General features: G+C 39.8%; 15 protein-coding genes. 5 read left to right on the top strand and 10 right to left on the bottom strand.

All coding sequences use genetic code 11. The features are described 5' to 3' along the window. Positions 1–12: 12 nt before the first annotated feature. The 4 genes from bcp to BUC20_RS18615 all read right to left on the bottom strand — a co-directional run bounded on the left by bcp (position 13) and on the right by BUC20_RS18615 (position 3,418). A complete protein-coding gene (gene bcp / locus BUC20_RS18600) occupies positions 13–474 on the bottom strand; it encodes a thioredoxin-dependent thiol peroxidase (protein ID WP_073232527.1) in 462 nt (153 codons plus the stop codon). 4 nt (positions 475–478) lie between these two features. Continuing rightward, complete coding sequence (locus tag BUC20_RS18605) at positions 479–2,200, bottom strand: M23 family metallopeptidase (RefSeq protein WP_084529027.1); 1,722 nt, start codon at positions 2,198–2,200, stop codon at positions 479–481. A 5-nt stretch (positions 2,201–2,205) separates the two neighbouring features. Next, the gene (locus tag BUC20_RS18610) at positions 2,206–2,817 is read right to left on the bottom strand and encodes a fumarylacetoacetate hydrolase family protein (protein WP_073232528.1); all 612 of its coding nucleotides are present in this window, start codon (positions 2,815–2,817) and stop codon (positions 2,206–2,208) included. Between the two features lie 88 nt (positions 2,818–2,905). Continuing rightward, positions 2,906–3,418: a T9SS type A sorting domain-containing protein gene (locus tag BUC20_RS18615; protein WP_234994550.1), complete on the bottom strand. Its 513-nt coding sequence runs from the start codon at positions 3,416–3,418 to the stop codon at positions 2,906–2,908. Between the two features lie 198 nt (positions 3,419–3,616). On the opposite strand from BUC20_RS18615, the gene BUC20_RS18620 reads away from it, so the two are divergent. From BUC20_RS18620 to BUC20_RS18630, 3 genes are all read left to right on the top strand, one after another. Then, positions 3,617–5,569, top strand: a complete 1,953-nt coding sequence (locus BUC20_RS18620) for a KUP/HAK/KT family potassium transporter (RefSeq protein ID WP_073232530.1) — start codon at positions 3,617–3,619, stop codon at positions 5,567–5,569. A 266-nt stretch (positions 5,570–5,835) separates the two neighbouring features. Further along, complete coding sequence (bamA, locus tag BUC20_RS18625; RefSeq protein WP_073232531.1) at positions 5,836–8,385, top strand: outer membrane protein assembly factor BamA; 2,550 nt, start codon at positions 5,836–5,838, stop codon at positions 8,383–8,385. A gap of 30 nt (positions 8,386–8,415) precedes the next feature. Then, on the top strand, positions 8,416–9,591 hold the full coding sequence (locus BUC20_RS18630) for a hypothetical protein (RefSeq protein ID WP_073232532.1): 1,176 nt from the start codon (positions 8,416–8,418) through the stop codon (positions 9,589–9,591). Positions 9,592–9,626: 35 nt separating this feature from the next. On the opposite strand, the gene BUC20_RS18635 is transcribed toward BUC20_RS18630, so the two are convergent. Together BUC20_RS18635 and BUC20_RS18640 are read right to left on the bottom strand one after the other, a co-directional pair. Next, positions 9,627–10,337 (bottom strand): LytR/AlgR family response regulator transcription factor, encoded by a 711-nt coding sequence (locus BUC20_RS18635; RefSeq protein ID WP_073232533.1) that lies wholly within the window; start codon positions 10,335–10,337, stop codon positions 9,627–9,629. Next, the gene (locus BUC20_RS18640; protein ID WP_143166843.1) at positions 10,324–11,391 is read right to left on the bottom strand and encodes a sensor histidine kinase; all 1,068 of its coding nucleotides are present in this window, start codon (positions 11,389–11,391) and stop codon (positions 10,324–10,326) included. Before BUC20_RS18640 ends, BUC20_RS18635 begins: the two co-directional genes overlap by 14 nt. 242 nt (positions 11,392–11,633) lie before the next feature. Between BUC20_RS18640 and BUC20_RS18645 the strand changes: the two genes are divergently transcribed. Further along, positions 11,634–12,140, top strand: coding sequence for a hypothetical protein (locus tag BUC20_RS18645; RefSeq protein ID WP_084529029.1), 507 nt, complete (start codon positions 11,634–11,636; stop codon positions 12,138–12,140). A 10-nt stretch (positions 12,141–12,150) separates the two neighbouring features. Continuing rightward, positions 12,151–12,897, top strand: a complete 747-nt coding sequence (locus BUC20_RS18650; protein ID WP_073232535.1) for a DUF1223 domain-containing protein — start codon at positions 12,151–12,153, stop codon at positions 12,895–12,897. A 652-nt stretch (positions 12,898–13,549) separates the two neighbouring features. Here BUC20_RS18650 and BUC20_RS18655 read toward each other — a convergent pair. From BUC20_RS18655 to yihA, 4 genes are all read right to left on the bottom strand, one after another. Next, the gene (locus BUC20_RS18655; RefSeq protein WP_073232536.1) at positions 13,550–15,505 is read right to left on the bottom strand and encodes an amino acid permease; all 1,956 of its coding nucleotides are present in this window, start codon (positions 15,503–15,505) and stop codon (positions 13,550–13,552) included. Positions 15,506–15,562: 57 nt separating this feature from the next. Continuing rightward, positions 15,563–17,278, bottom strand: coding sequence for a M3 family oligoendopeptidase (locus tag BUC20_RS18660; RefSeq protein ID WP_073232537.1), 1,716 nt, complete (start codon positions 17,276–17,278; stop codon positions 15,563–15,565). Between the two features lie 141 nt (positions 17,279–17,419). Continuing rightward, positions 17,420–18,289, bottom strand: a complete 870-nt coding sequence (locus BUC20_RS18665; RefSeq protein WP_073232538.1) for a UbiA-like polyprenyltransferase — start codon at positions 18,287–18,289, stop codon at positions 17,420–17,422. A gap of 11 nt (positions 18,290–18,300) precedes the next feature. Continuing rightward, on the bottom strand, positions 18,301–18,930 hold the full coding sequence (gene yihA, locus BUC20_RS18670; protein ID WP_073232539.1) for a ribosome biogenesis GTP-binding protein YihA/YsxC: 630 nt from the start codon (positions 18,928–18,930) through the stop codon (positions 18,301–18,303). Positions 18,931–18,970 lie beyond the last annotated feature (40 nt).

Raw genomic sequence — 18,970 nt, forward strand, 5'->3', positions numbered from 1 at the left:
TGCCGTCCTGTCTTATTTCAGTAACTCAAGGACCTGTGCCGTTGAATTTTTGGTATCCACTTTATTGATGATATGTGAGATCTTTCCTTCTTCATCAATCAGGAATGTTTTTCTGTTTGTTCCCATGTATTTTTTGCCATACATGTTTTTTTCTCCCCATACGCCATACGCTTCCACAATTTTTTTATCGGTATCTGCAATGAGGGTAAATGGAAGACTGTGTTTGGTTGCGAATTTCTGATGGGACTTTTCATCATCGACACTCACACCCAGGACCACAATTCCCTGTGCAATTAATCCCTGGTAGTTATCTCTGAAGTCGCATGCCTCTGCAGTACATCCCGGGGTATCATCTTTCGGGTAGAAATAAAGAACTACCTTTTTTCCTTTAAACTGGTTTAAGGAAACTGTATTTCCATCCTGATCTGCTGCGGTAAAGTCAGGAGCTGCCTGACCTTCTTTTAATTCACTCATAATACTATTTATAAAATGTGATTGAATAGTTCCTGTTGTTGTCTTTCATATCAGTAACAATTACCTCCAGCGTATGTTTTCCCGGAGCTGTTCTGTCATCAAAAGTATGCCATAGACTGGCAGATTTGGTGTCAAACTCCATCAGGATCCACTTGCCGTCGATAAAACCGTTAAAGCTTTTTATACCGGATAAGTTATCTCTTAATTTGAAGGACATTTTGGTGATGCCAGCCATATTCTTACCCTCACTGATATTGATTGGGGTAAGTGTAGGAGGAAGGGTATCTATCGCGATGAAGAAGGCCCCGAAATTCCGTGGTTTTGCTTTCACATAACCATTTTCAAAATATCCACCCTGAGAAGACCTTCCTGTATTTACAATCACGGCCTTCTCTTTGTATTTACTCAGGCTGCTGTCTGCTTTAATCCATATTTCAAAACCTGTATGAAGTGGAGTGAGGCTATTCTGAATCTGATGAATAGCAGAGTAGGCGTTGCCAGCAGGTTTTGGTAAGGTTTTATAATGGAAGTTGAGGTCGTTATATAGTGTTCCTTTAGGGAAAATCACTTTTACCTCTCCATTGTTAAACTCATTCTGGTTGGCATAGGAATAAAGTGTTCCTGGTGTGAGTTCAGGTGTACTGATCGTAGATTTATCATCTGCCTGGACGTTAAAAGGAAGGATACTCTTGTTGCCTTTTGAATCGGTAATGATATATTTCAGCTGGTGGAGTTTTCCATCAGAAAAATCAATTCTTCCATTATTGACCAGATTGCTGTAAATCGTTAAAGGATTTCCCGGATCAACAAAGCTTTTCTGGATGCTTTTTCTCGTATTGATAAAAGTTGGATAGTCGATATGGGAGTTAATGGCCTTGCTATTTTCAAATTTAAACTTCTCCAAAGAGGAAGTGAATACTGTTTTTCCGTCCAGTTCTAATTCTATGGAATAAACGCCGTTTGTTCCTGAAGCACCATTGTGTTTGTCTGTAGCAACAATCCCAAAGCCCACTTCTCCACTTAGGTTGATGGTATTTACTTTATTTAATTTGTGATTACCAGCCCCACCGGTCACCTGAAAATATTGCTTAGGTGTAAATTCGTTAAAGGTTTTTTTATTCAGGCGGTACACATACATGGAATAGATTACCGGAGGGATATTGTCGGGAATATCGAAGCCAAACAGTTGAGGGTTAATGGTCGCCTCTGTCTTGGTATCTCTTACTTCGAAGTGTAGATGTGGTCCTCCGGAACTGCCCGTGTTTCCGGTATAGGCAATCACATCTCCTTTTCTTACAGGAATCTGTATGGAATTTGGAAACTCATCTATCTCATAAGATTTTTTCTGGTATTGTATGCTTTTTACCTGCTGTGCAATTTTAGGGTTAAAGCGTTGCAAGTGGCCATATACTGAAGTGTAACCATTCGGATGATTGATGTATAGTGCAAGACCAAAGCCGCTGTTCTGCACCCTTAGGCGCGAGATGTAGCCATCTGCTATCGCATATACCGGATACCCTTCGCGTTGATTGGTACGGTAATCCATTCCGGAGTGGAAATGGTTTGGCCGGAGCTCACCAAAAGAACCCGCCAATGCCGGGGGAACGATGTCCAACGGAGATCTGAAATCAACCAATGGATATTTATTATTGCTGAAAATTTGTTGTGCCTGAGTAATGCCGGTCAAAAATACCAACGAAAGAAGTAGGAGTTTTGCTTTAATCATTGAAATTATTTTATGTCGAAATTAAGTAATTGCCTTCCTTCCATCCAGGCTTCCAGTTTATCCCCCTGATGAACCTGACCCACGCCTTCAGGAGTGCCGGTGAAAATAAGATCTCCTTTTTTTAGCGTGATGTATTTGGAAACAAAAGAGATGATGTGTTCAAAAGAGAAGATCATATTTTTTGTATTTCCATTTTGTCTGGATTCGCCATTGATCTTAAGCTCAAAAGGAAGGTTATAGAGGTCTTCGATTTCTGTTTTTGGAATAAAGCTGCTGAAGGCAGCACTATGGTCGAATGCTTTGGCCAATTCCCATGGCAATCCTTTTTCTTTATGGATGGCCTGAATGTCTCTGGCTGTAAAATCTATACCAAGGCCAAGTTCTTCATAATAATTTGGCGCAAATTTCTCTGAGATGTGTTTTCCTTCTTTACAGATTTTCAGGACCACTTCCAGTTCATAATGGATGTCTGATGAAAAATCAGGGATATAAAAAGGTTTATTGTCTTTTAGTGCTGCGGTATCCGGTTTAAGAAATATAACAGGAGTTCCCGGAACGGGATTGTTTAATTCTTTGGCATGTGCGACATAGTTGCGGCCAATGGCAATTATCTTCATCTTCAGGTATGTGTTTATTAATTATATAGCTAACAAGATAAAATCATAGATTTTACTTAGGGCCAAAAATACTAAAGAATAGGTGGAATTATAGAACGGATATCCGTTTTACAATAGTTTCTGATCCGGAAGAGATCTTTAAGAAATAAATACCACTGTTTAAGCGGTTAGGAATGGTATAACTTTTTGTCTGTTCGCCGGAGGGGATGCGCTCATTGGAGAGGGTGACTACTTCGTTGCCCAGAAGGTCCATTATTTTAACAGAAAGGTTTGATTCGCGATCTAATCTCAGAATAAGGTTGATCTGATCACTTACCGGGTTCGGATATACTTTTGATACCGTAAGTATTTTGTCCTGTTTGATATTTGAAGCAGTCTTGGTGCTGGTTACATCATTGTAAGGAATGTATCCAAAAGTAGATCTTGGCTTATAAGTAGGAACGTTGGCTTTAATCTGTGGGGTTTTGTAAATCTTTTTTGCCCTTACATTGGAGATGGTACTATCCGATTTCTGAGCGAAAACACTAAGGCTACAGAAGACACTCATGCATATGATGCATAAAATGTTTAAGAGCAGCGCTATTCGTAGTTTTCTATTCATGTTTGGATAATGCCAAAAATATAAATAATAAAACAAAAAAATCAATGATTTTGTTTACTATTTCAATATTTAACAATATTTAACAACTTACGTCGTTCCTTACATTTGGCATTTTATAGAAAAAAGGATAGCCCCTGGAATTTTATGGGATTGTAAATTTGTTTATTTACTGTAATTTTACCGCATAATCAGAAGAAAGTGTCAAATCAAAAAAATTTAAATGCGCTCAGTGCCGGAGGGTTACTCATTAGTTTAGGGATTGTTTATGGTGATATCGGAACTTCACCACTCTATACTTTAAAAGCGATTTTTACAGCTGTAAAGGGTGCCGGACAGGCCGTTACTCCGGAATTGGTACTCGGAGCAATTTCCTGTATCATCTGGACACTGACTTTACAAACTACCATTAAATACGTAGTTGTTACACTTAAAGCTGACAATAAGGGGGAGGGAGGAATTTTCTCTCTGTATTCTCTCGTGCGAAAGAATGCCAAGTGGCTCGTCATTCCTGCTGTCATAGGAGGATGTGCAATGCTCGCCGATGGGATCATTACTCCCAGTATTACAGTAACGACGGCCATTGAGGGATTACAGTTAAAATTCCCAGATGTACCCGTCATTCCTATTGTCATCATCATTATTTCTATTTTATTTATTATCCAGCAATTTGGAACTAACCTGGTCGGGAAGCTCTTCGGGCCGGTGATGTTTTTATGGTTTAGTGCGCTAGGGCTCTTGGGAATTCTATTTGTAGTTCAGGATTTCAGCATTTTAAAAGCATTAAATCCTTATTACGCCGTGGTCTTATTGGTGAACAACCCTGCAGCATTACTCATTTTGGGTGGTGTTTTTTTATGTACTACCGGGGCCGAAGCTTTGTATTCGGACATGGGGCATTGCGGAAAAAATAACATCAGGGTGAGCTGGGTCTTTGTAAAGGCCATGTTGATCTTAAATTACCTTGGTCAGGGAGTTTGGGTATTGCACAGGCCTCATTATGAGGTGGAGTTAAACCCATTCTTTGAAATCGTGCCTCCGGCTTATTTGCTGTTTATGGTTGCGCTGGCTACATTGGCGGCCGTTATTGCCAGTCAGGCGATGATTACCGGTTCATTTACTTTGATCTCTGAGGCGGTGAGGTTAAACCTCTGGCCTAAGGTGAGGATCAATTATCCAAGTAATCAAAAAGGACAAATTTATGTGCCTTCGATCAACTGGTTGCTTTGGATCGGTTGTGTGGCCATTGTATTGATCTTTAAAAAATCCGGAGCGATGGAGGGGGCTTATGGACTGGCCATCAACCTGACCTTCCTGTCCACCACCATATTGGTTGCAGCTTATATGAAGCGTAAAAAAGTGCCATTATATGTGATTGTGATCTTTGTGGCCATTTACGGAGTCATTGAGTCTACCTTCCTTATTGGTAACCTTGCCAAATTCTTCCATGGTGGATGGATGACGGTACTGATCGGTTCCGCGTTGTTTACAGTGATGTGGAGCTGGTATGTGGCCAGAAAAATCAAAAACAGATTTGTTAAATATGTGGAGATTGAGGATTACTACCAGATTATTTCTGAGCTAAGTGTGGACGAATCTGTTCCTAAATACTCATCTCAACTGGTTTATCTGACCAGTGCGAACTTTAAAACAGAGATAGAGTCCAAAATCATTTACTCTATTATTCAAAAAGAACCTAAGCGGGCGGATGTGTACTGGTTGGTTCACGTAGATGTAGTAGACGAACCTTATACAAGAGAATATAAGGTGGAATTCCTGATTCCTGGAAAGCTGATCCGGATTGACTTTAAGCTGGGATTCCGCGTAGAGCAGAGTGTGAACTTATTGTATAGAAAAGTAATTGAAGACCTGGTGAAAAATGGAGAAGTAGACATTACCAGTCAATATACCTCACTCAATAAACATAAGATTGCAGGCGATTTCAGGTTTGTACTTTTAGAAAAACACTTGTCTAAATTCTCGAAACTGAGCTTTTATGAACGTAGTGTAATGGATTACTATTTTATTCTGAAACGTTTCAGTTTATCTGAAGAAAGAAGTTTTGGTCTGGATTCCAGTTATGTGGATGTAGAAAAGGTGCCTCTGATCTTTGTAACTCCTGATGATATCGAGTTAACCAGACTACCGGTATAATTCTTTAACCATTCTCGATAAAATGTAAAAGGCTCCTTAAGGAGCCTTTTACATTTTAGGGTACTGTGCCAGATCGTTTTGTTTACTTTAGCGAAAATAATCCTGCGTGTTTTCTGAACAAAAACTAATGATTTTCTGTATATACGATATAAAATCAGCTGATTTTCATTCTTAACATCCTTTAACGTTTTTTAGTGTTTTTTAACATTATTTAAAATAATTTAACATATGCTGTATGTAGTTTGCGGTCGATTTTAAGAACGTAAATGAAAAATATATATCAGCTTCTAGCCTTGCTATTGATTTGTTCACCGGCAATAGCACAGATCCGTCCCCAGTCCAATCCTGCAACTCCAACCTTAAAAGTTAATGGCCTGGATCTGGATTATTTTAATCCCAAAGAGTATACCATCGCTGATGTCACACTTACCGGAGCAAAGTTTCTGGATAAAGATGTGATCATCACACTTTCCAAACTGATCAAAGGAGAGCGTATTGTGCTTCCCGGAGAGGCGACAGCCAATGCCATTAAAATCCTTTGGGAACAAGGCCTGTTTGATGATGTTCAATTGGATATTGTTAAAATTGAGGGGGATTCTGTGTACTTCGATATTGAAGTTGCAGAACGTCCGCGATTGAGTACTTTTGATCTCCAGGGGCTGAGTAAATCCCAGAAAACGGATATTCTTGAAAAACTGAATGCGAAGTCTACCAAGACGATCATCAATGATAACCTGTACAATACCACCACCAGTACGATTAAAAAGTATTTGCTGGAAAAAGGGTATTTCTTTACAGCGGTAACCTACAAAACCAAAGTTGATCCCAACCAGGAAAATCATGTGATTTTGGAAGTTAATGTGGAGAAAGGCCGCAAGGTGAAGGTTCATGAAATTAACTTTACCGGCAACAAGGATTTTAGCTCAGCTAAACTGCGTAAGTTTTTAAAGAAGACCAAACAACAGGCTTTCTATAAAATCTTTGGTTCGGGTAAATTCTACAAAGAGAAATACGAAGAAGATAAAAAAACGCTGATTGCGAAAATGCAGGATAAAGGTTACCGTGATGCGGTAATTTTGAAAGACAGTGTATATCAATACAGTGATAAAGCAGTAGGGATCAAGATCGACTTATTTGAAGGTCCTAAATATTATTTCGGAAATCTAACCTTTGCAGGTAATGCCAAATATGGGGGTAAAGACTTGTTGCGTATTCTTGGCCTTGAAAAAGGAGAGGTCTTCAGCGAAGAAAAGCTGGAGAGAAAATTAAGAGGTAGCCCAAATAGCGATGACGTATCGAGTTTGTACCTGAATGATGGTTATTTAACTTTCAATGTGGATCCTGTTCAGACCAAAATCTATGGCGATACAGTTGATGTGGAAATCCGCATCTATGAAGGTCCTCAGTATACCAATAACAAGATTACGGTAAAAGGGAATACAATTACCAACGATAAGGTGGTGCTGCGAGATGTACGCACAAAACCAGGCGATAAATTCTCTAAGGACCAGTTGATCCGTACGGTTCGTGAGATCGGAATGTCGGGTAACTTTGATGAGTCTAAAACGGTACCTACGCCTAAGCCGAATCCGGCAGATGGAACGGTAGATATCGAGTATGCTGTAGAAGAAAGACCTTCAGATCAGATTGAATTGTCGGGAGGTTTTGGTGGTGGTAACATCATCGGTACCTTAGGTCTTACTTTCAATAACTTCTCTTTAAAGAACCTGTTTAACGGAAATGCTTATAAACCATTGCCAAAAGGTGACGGACAAAAGCTGAGCTTACGTGGACAGACCAACGGTAAATACTACCAGTCTTATAGTTTCTCTTTCTCTGAGCCATGGTTAGGTGGTAAAAAACCAATCAGTTTTGGGGTGAGTGCATTTACTTCATTACAATCAAACGGATTGAAAGAAAATGATCCTCTGGGATTACAACAAAGAATCCGGTTAAATGGGGTAACGGTGAGTTTGGGTAGAAAGTTAAACTTCCCGGACAACTATTTCCAGTTGAGCCATGCCTTGAGTTTCCAGCAATACATCCTGAACAATTATGAAGGTTATAAATTCAAAACAGGTACTGCATATAATATCAGTTTAGCACAAGAATTGAGCAGGGATTCGAGAGATCATTCCGTGTTTCCAACCAGCGGTTCTTACTTTAAATTTACCATTCAGGCAACACCTCCATATTCTTTGCTGAATAAATTAAACTATGCGACTGCTTCAGATAAACAGTTTTATAAATTCACAGAATACCACAAATGGAAATTTGAATCACAATGGTTCCACAGATTAGCTGGTAAGTTTGTAGTGAAAGCACAGGCACAGTTTGGTTTCCTTGGATCGTATAACAAAGCAGTTGGAGATCCGGCCTTCGAGCGTTTCAAACTGGGTGGTGATGGTATGCAGGGATTTGATTTCCTTCAGGGCTCAGAGCTGATCGCTATGCGTGGTTATTCTAACAGTGCTGTGATTCCTAATGGTTCAAATGTGAGTAATGCACAAAAGTCAGGAAGTCCGATCTTCACCAAGTACATGCTGGAGTTAAGATACCCTGTAATTGCGAGCCAATCTGCTACGGCCTTCCTTGTTGCTTTTGCAGAGGGTGGAAATACCTGGAACAACTTCTCAGAATATAATCCTTTTAACGTAAGACGCTCCGCAGGTTTTGGTGCGAAGATATTTTTACCAATATTTGGGTTATTGGGAATTGATTATGCAATTCCTTTTGATAAGATTCCAGGAATTGAAAATGGAGGAAGACAAAACTTTACTTTCAGCATTGCCCAGCAACTTGGAGGATTCAATTAGTGGAATTGTAAGCGTTAAATGTAATTTAATATGGCACTTAATAAGGGAGTAAAAGAAAAATATCCTGATTTTGATTTGTTTTACCTCGAAAATTTAGACTTATATCACGCCCTTCAAGGCGAGGGAAAGGAGTATATGGTCAATACGGAGGGCGATGTCATCTATGAACTACCTGATAGAAGCTCTTCTGATTACTATTGGACCAATTTTTCCAGGAGATCCTGGGATAAAACTGACCTGGAGCTTAACAGGAAAATAAATTACTGGGTCCAGATTAAATATTCGGAACGTCATTTGCCGGTTACCTCCATGATTTACGGTTACAAAAATGGGAAGACCGTTCAATTACTGGAACAGGAACTGATCTTAAATGCTGCGCCTTTAAGTGCCGAAAAGCTGCTGCTACAAATCGCAATTGATAAAAAGGCACCCTTTTCCTTGTCTCAGATCTGCATTTATGATACAGAAAAGAACGAATGCAAAGAAATCCTGAGCACAAATTATCAAGAGGAACCTTTTTCAGTTCATAAAGTTTTTGGATTAAAATATTTGTTTTCCGTGTTTATAGAAAAAGTAGCGGACAAAACACTGGATTATGATCATGAACTCTTCTGGCTATTCAATTCTGATGGGGAACGCCTGGTCAGTTTTGATACTACCATCGGACCAAATGGAGAAAGAACCTGGTTTGAACCAGGAAAAAGAGGGTTGGGCATTACCTATAAAATATTAGATCAGCCTGTCAGCTTCTCCTCCTCTTTTTATCATAGTCACTATGGCGTATGCAATGTATTAATAGACCGTGAAGGCCATTGTTATGGAGAGTTCTATCATATTGGCGGACAGAAACCTGCTACCATTGGAAAATCTTCAACAAGGTATCCTAAATACCTCGATAAAAAACTCTTATGTCTTGCATTACCAGATAGTGGAAGAGGGTATCCTGATCTGGTGATCATAGATGAGCGTCATCAACAGATCAGGACAGGATATGAATACCCCTGGATGATTGCCTTTTCCTCAAATTCCATCATTAAGGATAAAAAAATATTTGGCAAAACCTGTCTCACTGTTATAAATAATGAGGGCTATGTCGTACTCATTGATTTGGATGGGAATGAGGTGGCAAATACAGAACTAATAAAATTTAAGTCTTTAACTGTTAACTATGCCAAATTATTTACCCTTCAGGTCACAGGAAAATAAGTTGAATTCCATTGAAATAAGTTGAGTTGCAATGATTAAATGAGATTTAGGAATTCAGTCACCTGTTCTTTATAACTTCGTCCTATGGGGAGTTGCTTTCCCTGTATTTCGATTTCTGTGCTGGTATAAGCATCGATCTTCTCTCTGGCTACCATAAATGATCGATGAATTCTTAAAAAATCGGATTTTGGGAGTTGTTCTTCAATTTGTCCAAGCTGAAATTTGGTGGTAATTACTTTATCGGGAGTGAAAATCCGGACATATTCTTTCATGCTTTCAATGTAAAGGATGTCCCTGAAATAGATTTTTATTCTTTTTTTTGATGCATTAATAAACATATAGTCCTTGCCCAATGGGGTAGATACTGCTGCTGTTATGGATGGGCCAGGATTCAGTTGTTTTAATTTGTTAATTGCTTTCAGAAACCTGCTGAATTCAATTGGCTTCAACAGGTAATCTATAATGTTGAGCTCATATCCCTGTAAAGCATATTCATGATAAGCTGTAGTGATGATGATATGAGGAGGGTTTTTTAAGGTTTGTATAAAATCCAATCCTTTAAGTTTGGGAAGGTTAATGTCCAGAAAAATAACATCAACATCATTGGCAGAGAGATCATCCAATGCAGAGATGGCATCGGTATAGGTTTTCTTTAACCGGAGAAAAGGGACATCTGAGATATAATCCTGCAGAATTTCTGCGGCCAGAGGTTCATCTTCTATGATGATACAATTATAAGGTTCCATGACTATTCAGGTTGATTTTAAGAGAGACATTAAAGGTTTTTGGGAAGTTTTCCAGTTCAAGAGAAAATTCTTTATACATCAGTTCAAGTTGTCTGCGGATGTTACTTAACCCTATTTTTTCGTTAATTATATTTTCACCACTGTAATCCTGGGTGTTGCTTGTCTGGAAATTCAGCTGGCCTTTTTTTAAGGTAATGTGGATTTCAATCTGACTCTCCCCGGTGGTTTCATTTAGTCCGTGTTTGAATGCATTTTCTATAAATGGCAACAGAATCAATGGAGTGATCATTTGATGATGATCATCGATTTCTTTCCTGAAAGAAATTTTCAGACGGTTGTCGTATCGGATTTTTTCGAGTTCAAGGTAGTCTTCCAGAATTCTGATTTCTTCGGCTATGCTGATCGTTTCCCTGTGGGATTCATAAAGCATAAAGCGGAGCAGTTTCGATAGTCTGAGTACGACCTCCGGAGCCTGATCTGATTTTTTTCTTGCAAGGCCGTAAATATTGTTTAGCGTATTAAACAAAAAATGAGGATTGATCTGGTTCTTTAAAAATTTCAGCTCCGTTTCCAACTTGTCCTTAATCAAAAATTGTTCAGTTTTGAGATTTAACACCTGCATGCGAAAAAGTTTCAAAGCAACCGCAATGCCACTGATATAGCCTATATCAAGCAAGGCGATAAACAGACCTGAAGGATTGACGATATCTGATATTCCTACCACCTTTTCAGGTTTGAGCAAGGGGGAAATCACATAAACATTGGCCAACCGATAGAAAAAGATAGCCAGCAGTAAAGCCAATACGATTTGAAGGATGACTTTGACCATTGCATTTTTCCGGATCAGGAGGTTGTTCACCGGAAACTGCATCAGATAATAGGAAAACGACATTTTAACTGAAACCAGGAGCAGGTTGAAAAGAATCGCGAGGATCACTACATAGGCTTCCCTTTCTGGTGGAAAGAAATCATGTATCCAGGCATACTCTAATAAAGTACCTTGTATGCTATAGGTCAGCCAGAATAGGAGGTGCCGGTAAATCTTGTGTTTCACCAATGGAAGTTCGGGATTTTTAAGCCAAATAGTTAAAAATAATATCAACGGTATTTCCCGGGGTACGAACGGTTAGTTTTGGGGTATCAGGGTCGCTTCTTTTCCTTAAATTGCAATCAGGTCTTCGTTTTGATCGTATGTAGATCCGAAGTTGTTGTCTGTTGACCGGATTTGGACTTGTGCCAAGGGAGTTGAGATATTAAGGTTCGTAAAGCAATACTATACTTTAACTAAATCAGATTATGGAAATGTACACTACATCACAAGATGATTCAAAAAACACTTCTTCAGGTGTTTTCCTGAAGATTTTTTTAACAGGCCTCATCGCAGGGACATTAGATGGACTTGCAGCTGTTTTTTTATCAGCCAATGGTAATGCTACATTGGTTTTTAAATATATTTCCAGCGCTGTGCTGGGAGCAGAAGCTTTTAAAGAGGGAGCTGGTGTGGTTGCTCTGGGCATAGGTTTTCACTATTTTAATGCCATGGCATTTACTTTTTTTTACTTTTTTATATATCCCAGGATCCCGCTACTTCGTAAACATATCGCCATGAGCAGTTTGTTGTACGGATCATTTATCTGGTGCGTAATGAACCTTTGTGTAGTGCCGATGAGCAGGATCAGCAGTGGACCTTACTCCCTCAATGGAATTGTAAAAAGCTGGCTTATTCTTGTTGTATTTGTAGCCTTACCAGTAGCAATAGGAATCAGGGAAATCTATCTGAGTAAAAAAACAGACTTAATCTAAATCTGCTGATATGAAACATTTATGGTTATTAAATCTGCTGATCCCCGGGATGCTGATCAGCGGAAGTCTGAAAGTGATACAAAAAGACGTTACTGACGATCCTGGTTTTGCTGTTATTGAATTGTTTACTTCTGAAGGATGTTCCAGTTGTCCTGCGGCAGAAAAGGTTTTAAAAGAGATCAGTCAGGAATATCAGGGAAGAGCGGTTTATGTATTGGCTTTTCATGTGGATTACTGGAATAAGTTGGGTTGGAAGGACAAGTTTAGCAGTCCTAAATTTACAGAACGTCAATATAAATACAGTGAAACTCTTAAGGAACAGGTTTACACCCCCCAGGCGATTGTCAATGGCAAGCAAGTCCTTATCGGGTCAGAAAATGAAAAAATGCATCAGGCTATTGAAGAGGCACTGAAAAAGAAAGCCAAGGTAAGGGATACAAAGTATCATGTTGAAATAAAAGAGGGAAAGTTGCAGCTTGACTATACCCTGGATCCTTCACTTAAAGGGAACCTGATGTCGGTAGCCTTAATACAAAATCAGGAATCCAACGAGATAAAAGCAGGTGAGAATAAGGGTAAACTATTGGAACATGTAAATGTTGTCCGTGCCTTTTCTTCAGAACGGGCAACTGAACCTTCCGGAAGTTTAAGCCTCAATATACCCGAAGGTCTGGAGCCTAAGGGACTGCATGTATTGGTTTACCTGCAAAACAGAATAACCCTCCGGGTAATCTCAGTTTCGAAACTTACACTTTAACGAGCTTTCAGCTCCTGAAGATTCCTTTGAGGCTTTTGCTGACCTTAACCATCCGGAGGTTCTCCTTAAAATGGTTTGAAAAACAGGAGGTAAATTAATATGTAAGCTTTGAGAACTACGTTTTTGACTTTCTATCGCATAAAAAAGGCTCCGGGGAGGAGCCTTTATTGCTGGTCATCTAACCACGCAATTATAGGGATAATTATAGGAGGGCAATTCAGGGATGTCCAATTCTTTATAGAACATCGTTTTTTAATGTTATTATTTACAATAAGTCTAATGTATCAATATATTTTCTAAAAAAATAATATATTGATAAATATTCTCGGATTTTCTTTAGAAGGAAAGCCTGTAGGGGTATAGCGTTTGTTTTCCAACCGTATTTTGTTCGATCCTCCTTCGGTCGTCATTCGATTGTCACAGTTAACTGGAACGTCCCCCGGACGTGTCGGGAACGTACCTGAGACGTCTTTGGGTGCCTAAAGACATCCCTGGTACATTTCCAGGGTATCTCCTGGATGTTCTAATTATCCGCTTGTATACAAAGAAGGTCGCATCTGTAGGGGAGAAGCACTGGAAATAGCGCGCAATTGATCAAATAAAAGCCCCTGAGTTTCAATCAGGGGCTTTTAACAGAAATGTCTTTTTTGTGCTAAACAGATGGAGTATGCTGCTGCCCTAGTTTACTGTGTCTGTAGCCATATAGGAAATAAACCACAAGACCTATCAGCAGCCAGATGCCGAAACCGATCCAATTGGAGATACCAAGCTCACACATCATGTATAAACAGCTGATCAGTCCAAGTACCGGAATCAGGGATAAGTTTTTGGTAATACAAAAATAGATGATCACCAGGCAGATGATCAGGAAGATCCACATTGGGATTTTATGCTTAAACAAGCCCCATCCTGATTCGTATTTTTTCTCCGCACTTACTGTCGACTGATCCATGAAACTCTGGTACTGATCTCCGCTCAGGCTGTTCAGGTAAGCCGTTGCATCCAGGTTTTCTGCTGGATTGATCTTTACCGGTCCGGTTTTGATTTCTTCTTTTACCAGATTTAATTCAGTAGGATTGAGTGAAGTGATAAAATGTACCGGTTCATATACTCTGGGTGTATTGAATATAAACGCGTTTGTTTCTTTTTTATAATTCGTGAACCCTACAATCAGCATCCCTATAAACACAAGAGGAATAATGTATTTAGAATTCACATAAGGAGTTTTGAACTTGCCTCTTTGAATATTCGGTTTGTTTTGTAGCACAAGTACTCCGGCACAAACCAATACGAAAGCAAACAACGTTCCGATAGAACAAAGGTCTGTTACAATGGTCAGGTTCATAAACAGAGAAGGAATCGCCACTACAAAACCAACTACTATGGTCGCAAATGAAGGGGTTTGATATTTAGGATGAATTTTGGAAAAAGATTTCGGCAATAAACCATCACGGCTCATGCTCATCCAGATCCTGGGCTGGCCCATTTGGAAGACCAATAGCACACTGGCCATCGCAAACACCGCACTAACCGCAATAATTCCACTCATCAGTTTAAGATTGATCTGGTCGAATACAAAGGCCAGTGGATCACCTACAGCCAACAGACTATAATTTACAATCCCGGTAAGGACCAGTGCAATGGCAACATAAAGGATGGTACAGATGATAATTGCCCACATCATTCCTCTCGGAAGGTCTCGCTGCGGGTTTTTACACTCTTCGGCGGTAGTAGAGATCGCATCAAAACCGATATAGGCAAAGAATACTGCTGAAACTCCTTTTAATACCCCCGACACTCCATTTGGTGCAAAAGGATTCCAGTTAGCGGTATCTACATAGAAAATGCCAACCGCCAGTACGAGCAGGATCACTGCAAGTTTAACCACCACCATTGCGTTGCTGGCATTCCTGGATTCTTTCATCCCTCTGTAGATCAGCCAGGTAATAAAGATAATAATTCCTAAGGCCGGAAGGTCTGCAACCAGGTGGAAACCACCGATTTTTGGAGCCGTGATCCAGGCGTTGTTTGCAATTCTGGTGGCATCGTCAAGGTTGGCAAAGCTCTTTCCTGCATTGACCAGTGCTTCTGCATGCTTATGACCATTGTAAGCCGAAAGGTAATCCATTGTTGCCCAATCGGGAACATGAATGCCTTTAATACCCAATGCGGGTATCTGTATGGAGGAGAGGAGTCCGGTAAAATAATCCGACCAGGAAATGGCCACGGTAATATTTCCAATGGAATATTCCATGATGAGTGACCATCCGATGATCCAGGCCACCAATTCGCCAAAAGCTACATAAGAATAAGTATAAGCACTTCCGGATACCGGTACCATTGATGCAAATTCTGCATAAGCAAAGGCCGCGAAGCTACAGGCTACGGCAGTAAAAATAAATAAAAAGATCACGGCCGGACCGCCATCAGCACTGGCCTTTCCAATGGTGCTAAAAATTCCCGCACCTATAATGGCTGCAATCCCGAAGGCGGTAAGGTCTCTTACCCCAAGGGTTTTATGTAAAGATGTTCCATGTTCTCCATAGCCTTTTTCTGCATCTTCTAATATTTTGGTAATAGATTTCTTTCTGAAAAGTTTTTCAAACATAGAATATTGGTTAGTTTAGTTTGTATTATTCAAACTTATAAATTTACTTCTAAACTATTAACCTAATTTCAGTAATTCGTCTTTTACAAAAGAAGCAAGCTCCTGAATGTAACCTATACTGAAGTCAAATTTAATCCCGGCAGTTTCGTAAATTTCATTAATAGGCTTTGTATAACCTAAAGAAAGTGCTTCCAGGTATTGCTCTAAAGCCTTTTGTGGGTTCTCCTTGTAGTTTTTCCAAATGGCAATAGCACCCAATTGGGCAATTGCATACTCTATATAATAAAAAGGGACTTCGAAAAGATGAAGTTGTTTTTGCCAAAGGTTACCAAATTCAGCTTCCTGTCCTTCCCAATTGGCAAAACCAGCACCAAAGCGGGTATATATTTGTTTGAATGCCTCTTCTCTGTCTGCTGCATTATGACTTGGGTTGGTGTAGATCCAGTGTTGAAACTGATCAATTACCGCCACCCATGGAAGTGTTTTCAGGACATCCTGTAATTGTTCTCTTTTTGCGCGAAGTAAATCTTCTTCATTGTCAAAATAGATGTTCCAGTTGTCCATAGAGATCAATTCCATACTCATAGAGGCCAGTTCGGCTACCTCTGATGGACAATGTTTGAAATCATTGAGTTCGAGATGAGCTGTCAGAAAAGTATGAATCGCATGTCCACCCTCATGGACCATCGTGGTTAAATCTCTCAGGGAATTGGCAGAGTTCATGAAAATAAAGGGTGCTCCGGTTTCGGCAAGTGGATAGTTGTATCCACCAGGTGCTTTTCCTTTTCTGCTTTCCACATCAAACAGGTTATTGGCTTTCATGGTCGCCAGCATTTGCCCGAGTTTGGGATCAATTGCGTTAAAGCATTCAATACTTTTATCGATCAGTTCTGCTCCGTTTTTGAATGGTTTTAAAGCTGCTTTACCTGTGGTACTCACTTCCATATCCCAGGGTTTAAGGATTTCAATTCCCAATGCATCGGCACGTTTTTGCGCCTGATCTTTTAAAATAGGAACGACTTGTTTTTCAATCGCCTCATGGAAATGGTAACAGTCCTGTGGGGTATAGTCAAACCTGCCCAGTGCCTGAAACATATAATCTCTGTAATTTTCAAAACCTGCATTTAAAGCCACCTGATGACGCATGGCAACAAGCTCATCAAACAAGATATTTAAATCGTCTTTATCCACCAGGCGACGTTGCTGTATGGTCTCCCAGGCTTGTTGTCTGACTGTTCTATCGGTGTCTTTGATAAAGTTTGCTGCTTGTTCCAGCGTATACTCCTGTCCGCCGATTTCTACGCTCATGGCTCCGGTGATGCCCTGATATTTTTGTTGGGTTACTTGTAACTTGGTCAGCAGTTCCACATTTTCTTCGCGATAGATTTCTATCGCCTTTCTGATGGCCCTGATGTATACAAAATATTTTTCCTGATCCAGCTCATCAATAAATGGGCTGTCATTGAATTTTTGGTTCAGCTGGTTGGCAATAGGAGAGATCTTTGGTTCGATCTCTGTGGCAAAATACTGGAAGGACTGTACCAGCGCTTCATTTGCCGTATCGCAGCTCATTCTGATATACCTCCAGGCAAAGTCTTCTTCAAGTGCAGCTTCAAGTTCACTTTTGTCTTTCAGCCATTTCTCCAGCTCAGAAACGTTTTCTATCGGGCGTGCGAGTAATTCATTCAGAATCGGCTCCAGATTGTCCCATTTCATTTCCAGGTTCTGGGGAATATAAGCTCTTTGTTTAGCAGGTATATTGAGATTGATCATAGGTTTTTAAATAATTAAGATAGGCAAATATAAGGAACGGGGAGGTCCTCAGCAATCGGAAAATATATTTGTAAAAGGGGACAGGGAAAGGACCTTTTTTAGATAAGGTAAAAAAGGTCCTGATGATATCGAATCCTTATATTAGTGTAATATCGTTCTGAATAATGCATCTGCGAGAAAGCAGACTGCAAAAACTACGGAAGCAAAGCCATTGGTTGTTGCAAAAGCTTTATTTACTTTACTGATGTCGTTTGGTTTAACCAGCAAATGCTGATAGATGAGCATGAAGCAGAAAAATGCAACGCCAACATAATAGAACCAGCTAAAATTATGCGGTGTAAAGAAGATCGGAAGGATGACACATAATGCAGAAAAAATATGCAATACCACTGAAAGCCTCAATGCATTTTTAATGCCCAGTGCTGCTGGGATAGAATGTAGTTTCTCTTCTCTGTCGAAATCTTCGTCCTGCAGGGCGTAAATGATGTCAAAACCGCTTACCCAAAACAAGACGGCAAAAGAGTAAAGCACAGGAACAACACTAAATGCTCCTGTTACCGCAATGTAAGCGCCGATAGGAGCCAGGGAAAGTCCAAGGCCCAGTACCAGGTGACACAATGCGGTAAATCTTTTGGTATAGCTATAGAATAAGACCACAAATAAGGCAACAGGAGATAAATAAAAACAAAGTTTGTTGATAAATGCAGTTGTTGCAATGAATAAGATGCAGTTAATGATGACAAAGATCAGGGCTTCATTTGCGGACACTTTTCCTGCCGGAATATCACGCATCTGGGTACGTGGATTCTTTGCATCAATGTTTCTGTCCAGATATCTGTTAAATGCCATCGCAGCGTTGCGCGCGAAAACCATGCACAATAAGACCGCAACCAATAACATCCAGTTAAAAGGATTGGCAGTTGTCGTTACTCCCAAAAAGAATCCAATCATTGCAAAGGGAAGTGCAAAGATGGAATGGGCGAACAGTACCAGTGAAAAATACTTCTTCATGAAAAGGACAATTAAAAATCTGTATCCGGTGTTAAAACAGGCATGGCAAAATCAAGGTTTGTTTGATCCACGAATTTCAGGATCTCATCTCTTCCTACACTTTTTTCAGCAGAAGTAATAAAGTAAGGGGGGATCTCTTCAAACCATCCGCCTAACGCTTTTTTGAAGGCAGCAACGTTTTGATTTGTTTTTGTGATAGACTGCTTATCTGCTTTTGTGAAAGCCAATACGAAAGGGATCTGAATTTCTCCCATCCAGCAGCAAAATTCAAGGTCGATCTTTTGAGGTTCTAAACGACTGTCTATCAATACGAAAACGCATTGTAAGCTTTCTCTTTTTGTGATGTAATTGCGGATAAACTTCTCCCAGCTTTCTCTGCTGTTTTTAGAAACCTTCGCATACCCATATCCTGGTAAATCTACAATATACCATTTTTCATTGATGAGGAAATGGTTGATTAACTGGGTTTTCCCCGGCCTTTGAGATGTTTTTGCTAAACCATGCTGGTTCACCAGCATGTTAATTAAAGAGGACTTTCCAACGTTGGAACGTCCGATAAATGCATATTCGGGCATATTGGCTACAGGCAAAGCTGAAACCTTTGTATTACTACAAATAAATGTTGCTGATTTTATAATCATTTGACAAAGGTAGAAAATTAGTTTTCAACAATACTTATCT

Origin of the sequence: Pedobacter caeni (assembly GCF_900129215.1) — a bacterium.
In the GTDB taxonomy this organism is placed as follows: Bacteria; Bacteroidota; Bacteroidia; order Sphingobacteriales; family Sphingobacteriaceae; genus Pedobacter; species Pedobacter caeni.

Coding starts and splice junctions, on each gene's coding strand:
- BUC20_RS18630 (WP_073232532.1), top strand. CDS start 8,416: ATGGCACTTAATAAGGGAGTAAAAGAAAAATATCCTGATTTTGATTTG.
- BUC20_RS18650 (WP_073232535.1), top strand. CDS start 12,151: ATGAAACATTTATGGTTATTAAATCTGCTGATCCCCGGGATGCTGATC.
- BUC20_RS18635 (WP_073232533.1), bottom strand. CDS start 10,337: ATGGAACCTTATAATTGTATCATCATAGAAGATGAACCTCTGGCCGCA.
- bcp (WP_073232527.1), bottom strand. CDS start 474: ATGAGTGAATTAAAAGAAGGTCAGGCAGCTCCTGACTTTACCGCAGCA.
- BUC20_RS18605 (WP_084529027.1), bottom strand. CDS start 2,200: ATGATTAAAGCAAAACTCCTACTTCTTTCGTTGGTATTTTTGACCGGC.
- bamA (WP_073232531.1), top strand. CDS start 5,836: ATGAAAAATATATATCAGCTTCTAGCCTTGCTATTGATTTGTTCACCG.
- BUC20_RS18615 (WP_234994550.1), bottom strand. CDS start 3,418: ATGAATAGAAAACTACGAATAGCGCTGCTCTTAAACATTTTATGCATC.
- yihA (WP_073232539.1), bottom strand. CDS start 18,930: ATGATTATAAAATCAGCAACATTTATTTGTAGTAATACAAAGGTTTCA.
- BUC20_RS18665 (WP_073232538.1), bottom strand. CDS start 18,289: ATGAAGAAGTATTTTTCACTGGTACTGTTCGCCCATTCCATCTTTGCA.
- BUC20_RS18610 (WP_073232528.1), bottom strand. CDS start 2,817: ATGAAGATAATTGCCATTGGCCGCAACTATGTCGCACATGCCAAAGAA.
- BUC20_RS18660 (WP_073232537.1), bottom strand. CDS start 17,278: ATGATCAATCTCAATATACCTGCTAAACAAAGAGCTTATATTCCCCAG.
- BUC20_RS18655 (WP_073232536.1), bottom strand. CDS start 15,505: ATGTTTGAAAAACTTTTCAGAAAGAAATCTATTACCAAAATATTAGAA.
- BUC20_RS18645 (WP_084529029.1), top strand. CDS start 11,634: ATGGAAATGTACACTACATCACAAGATGATTCAAAAAACACTTCTTCA.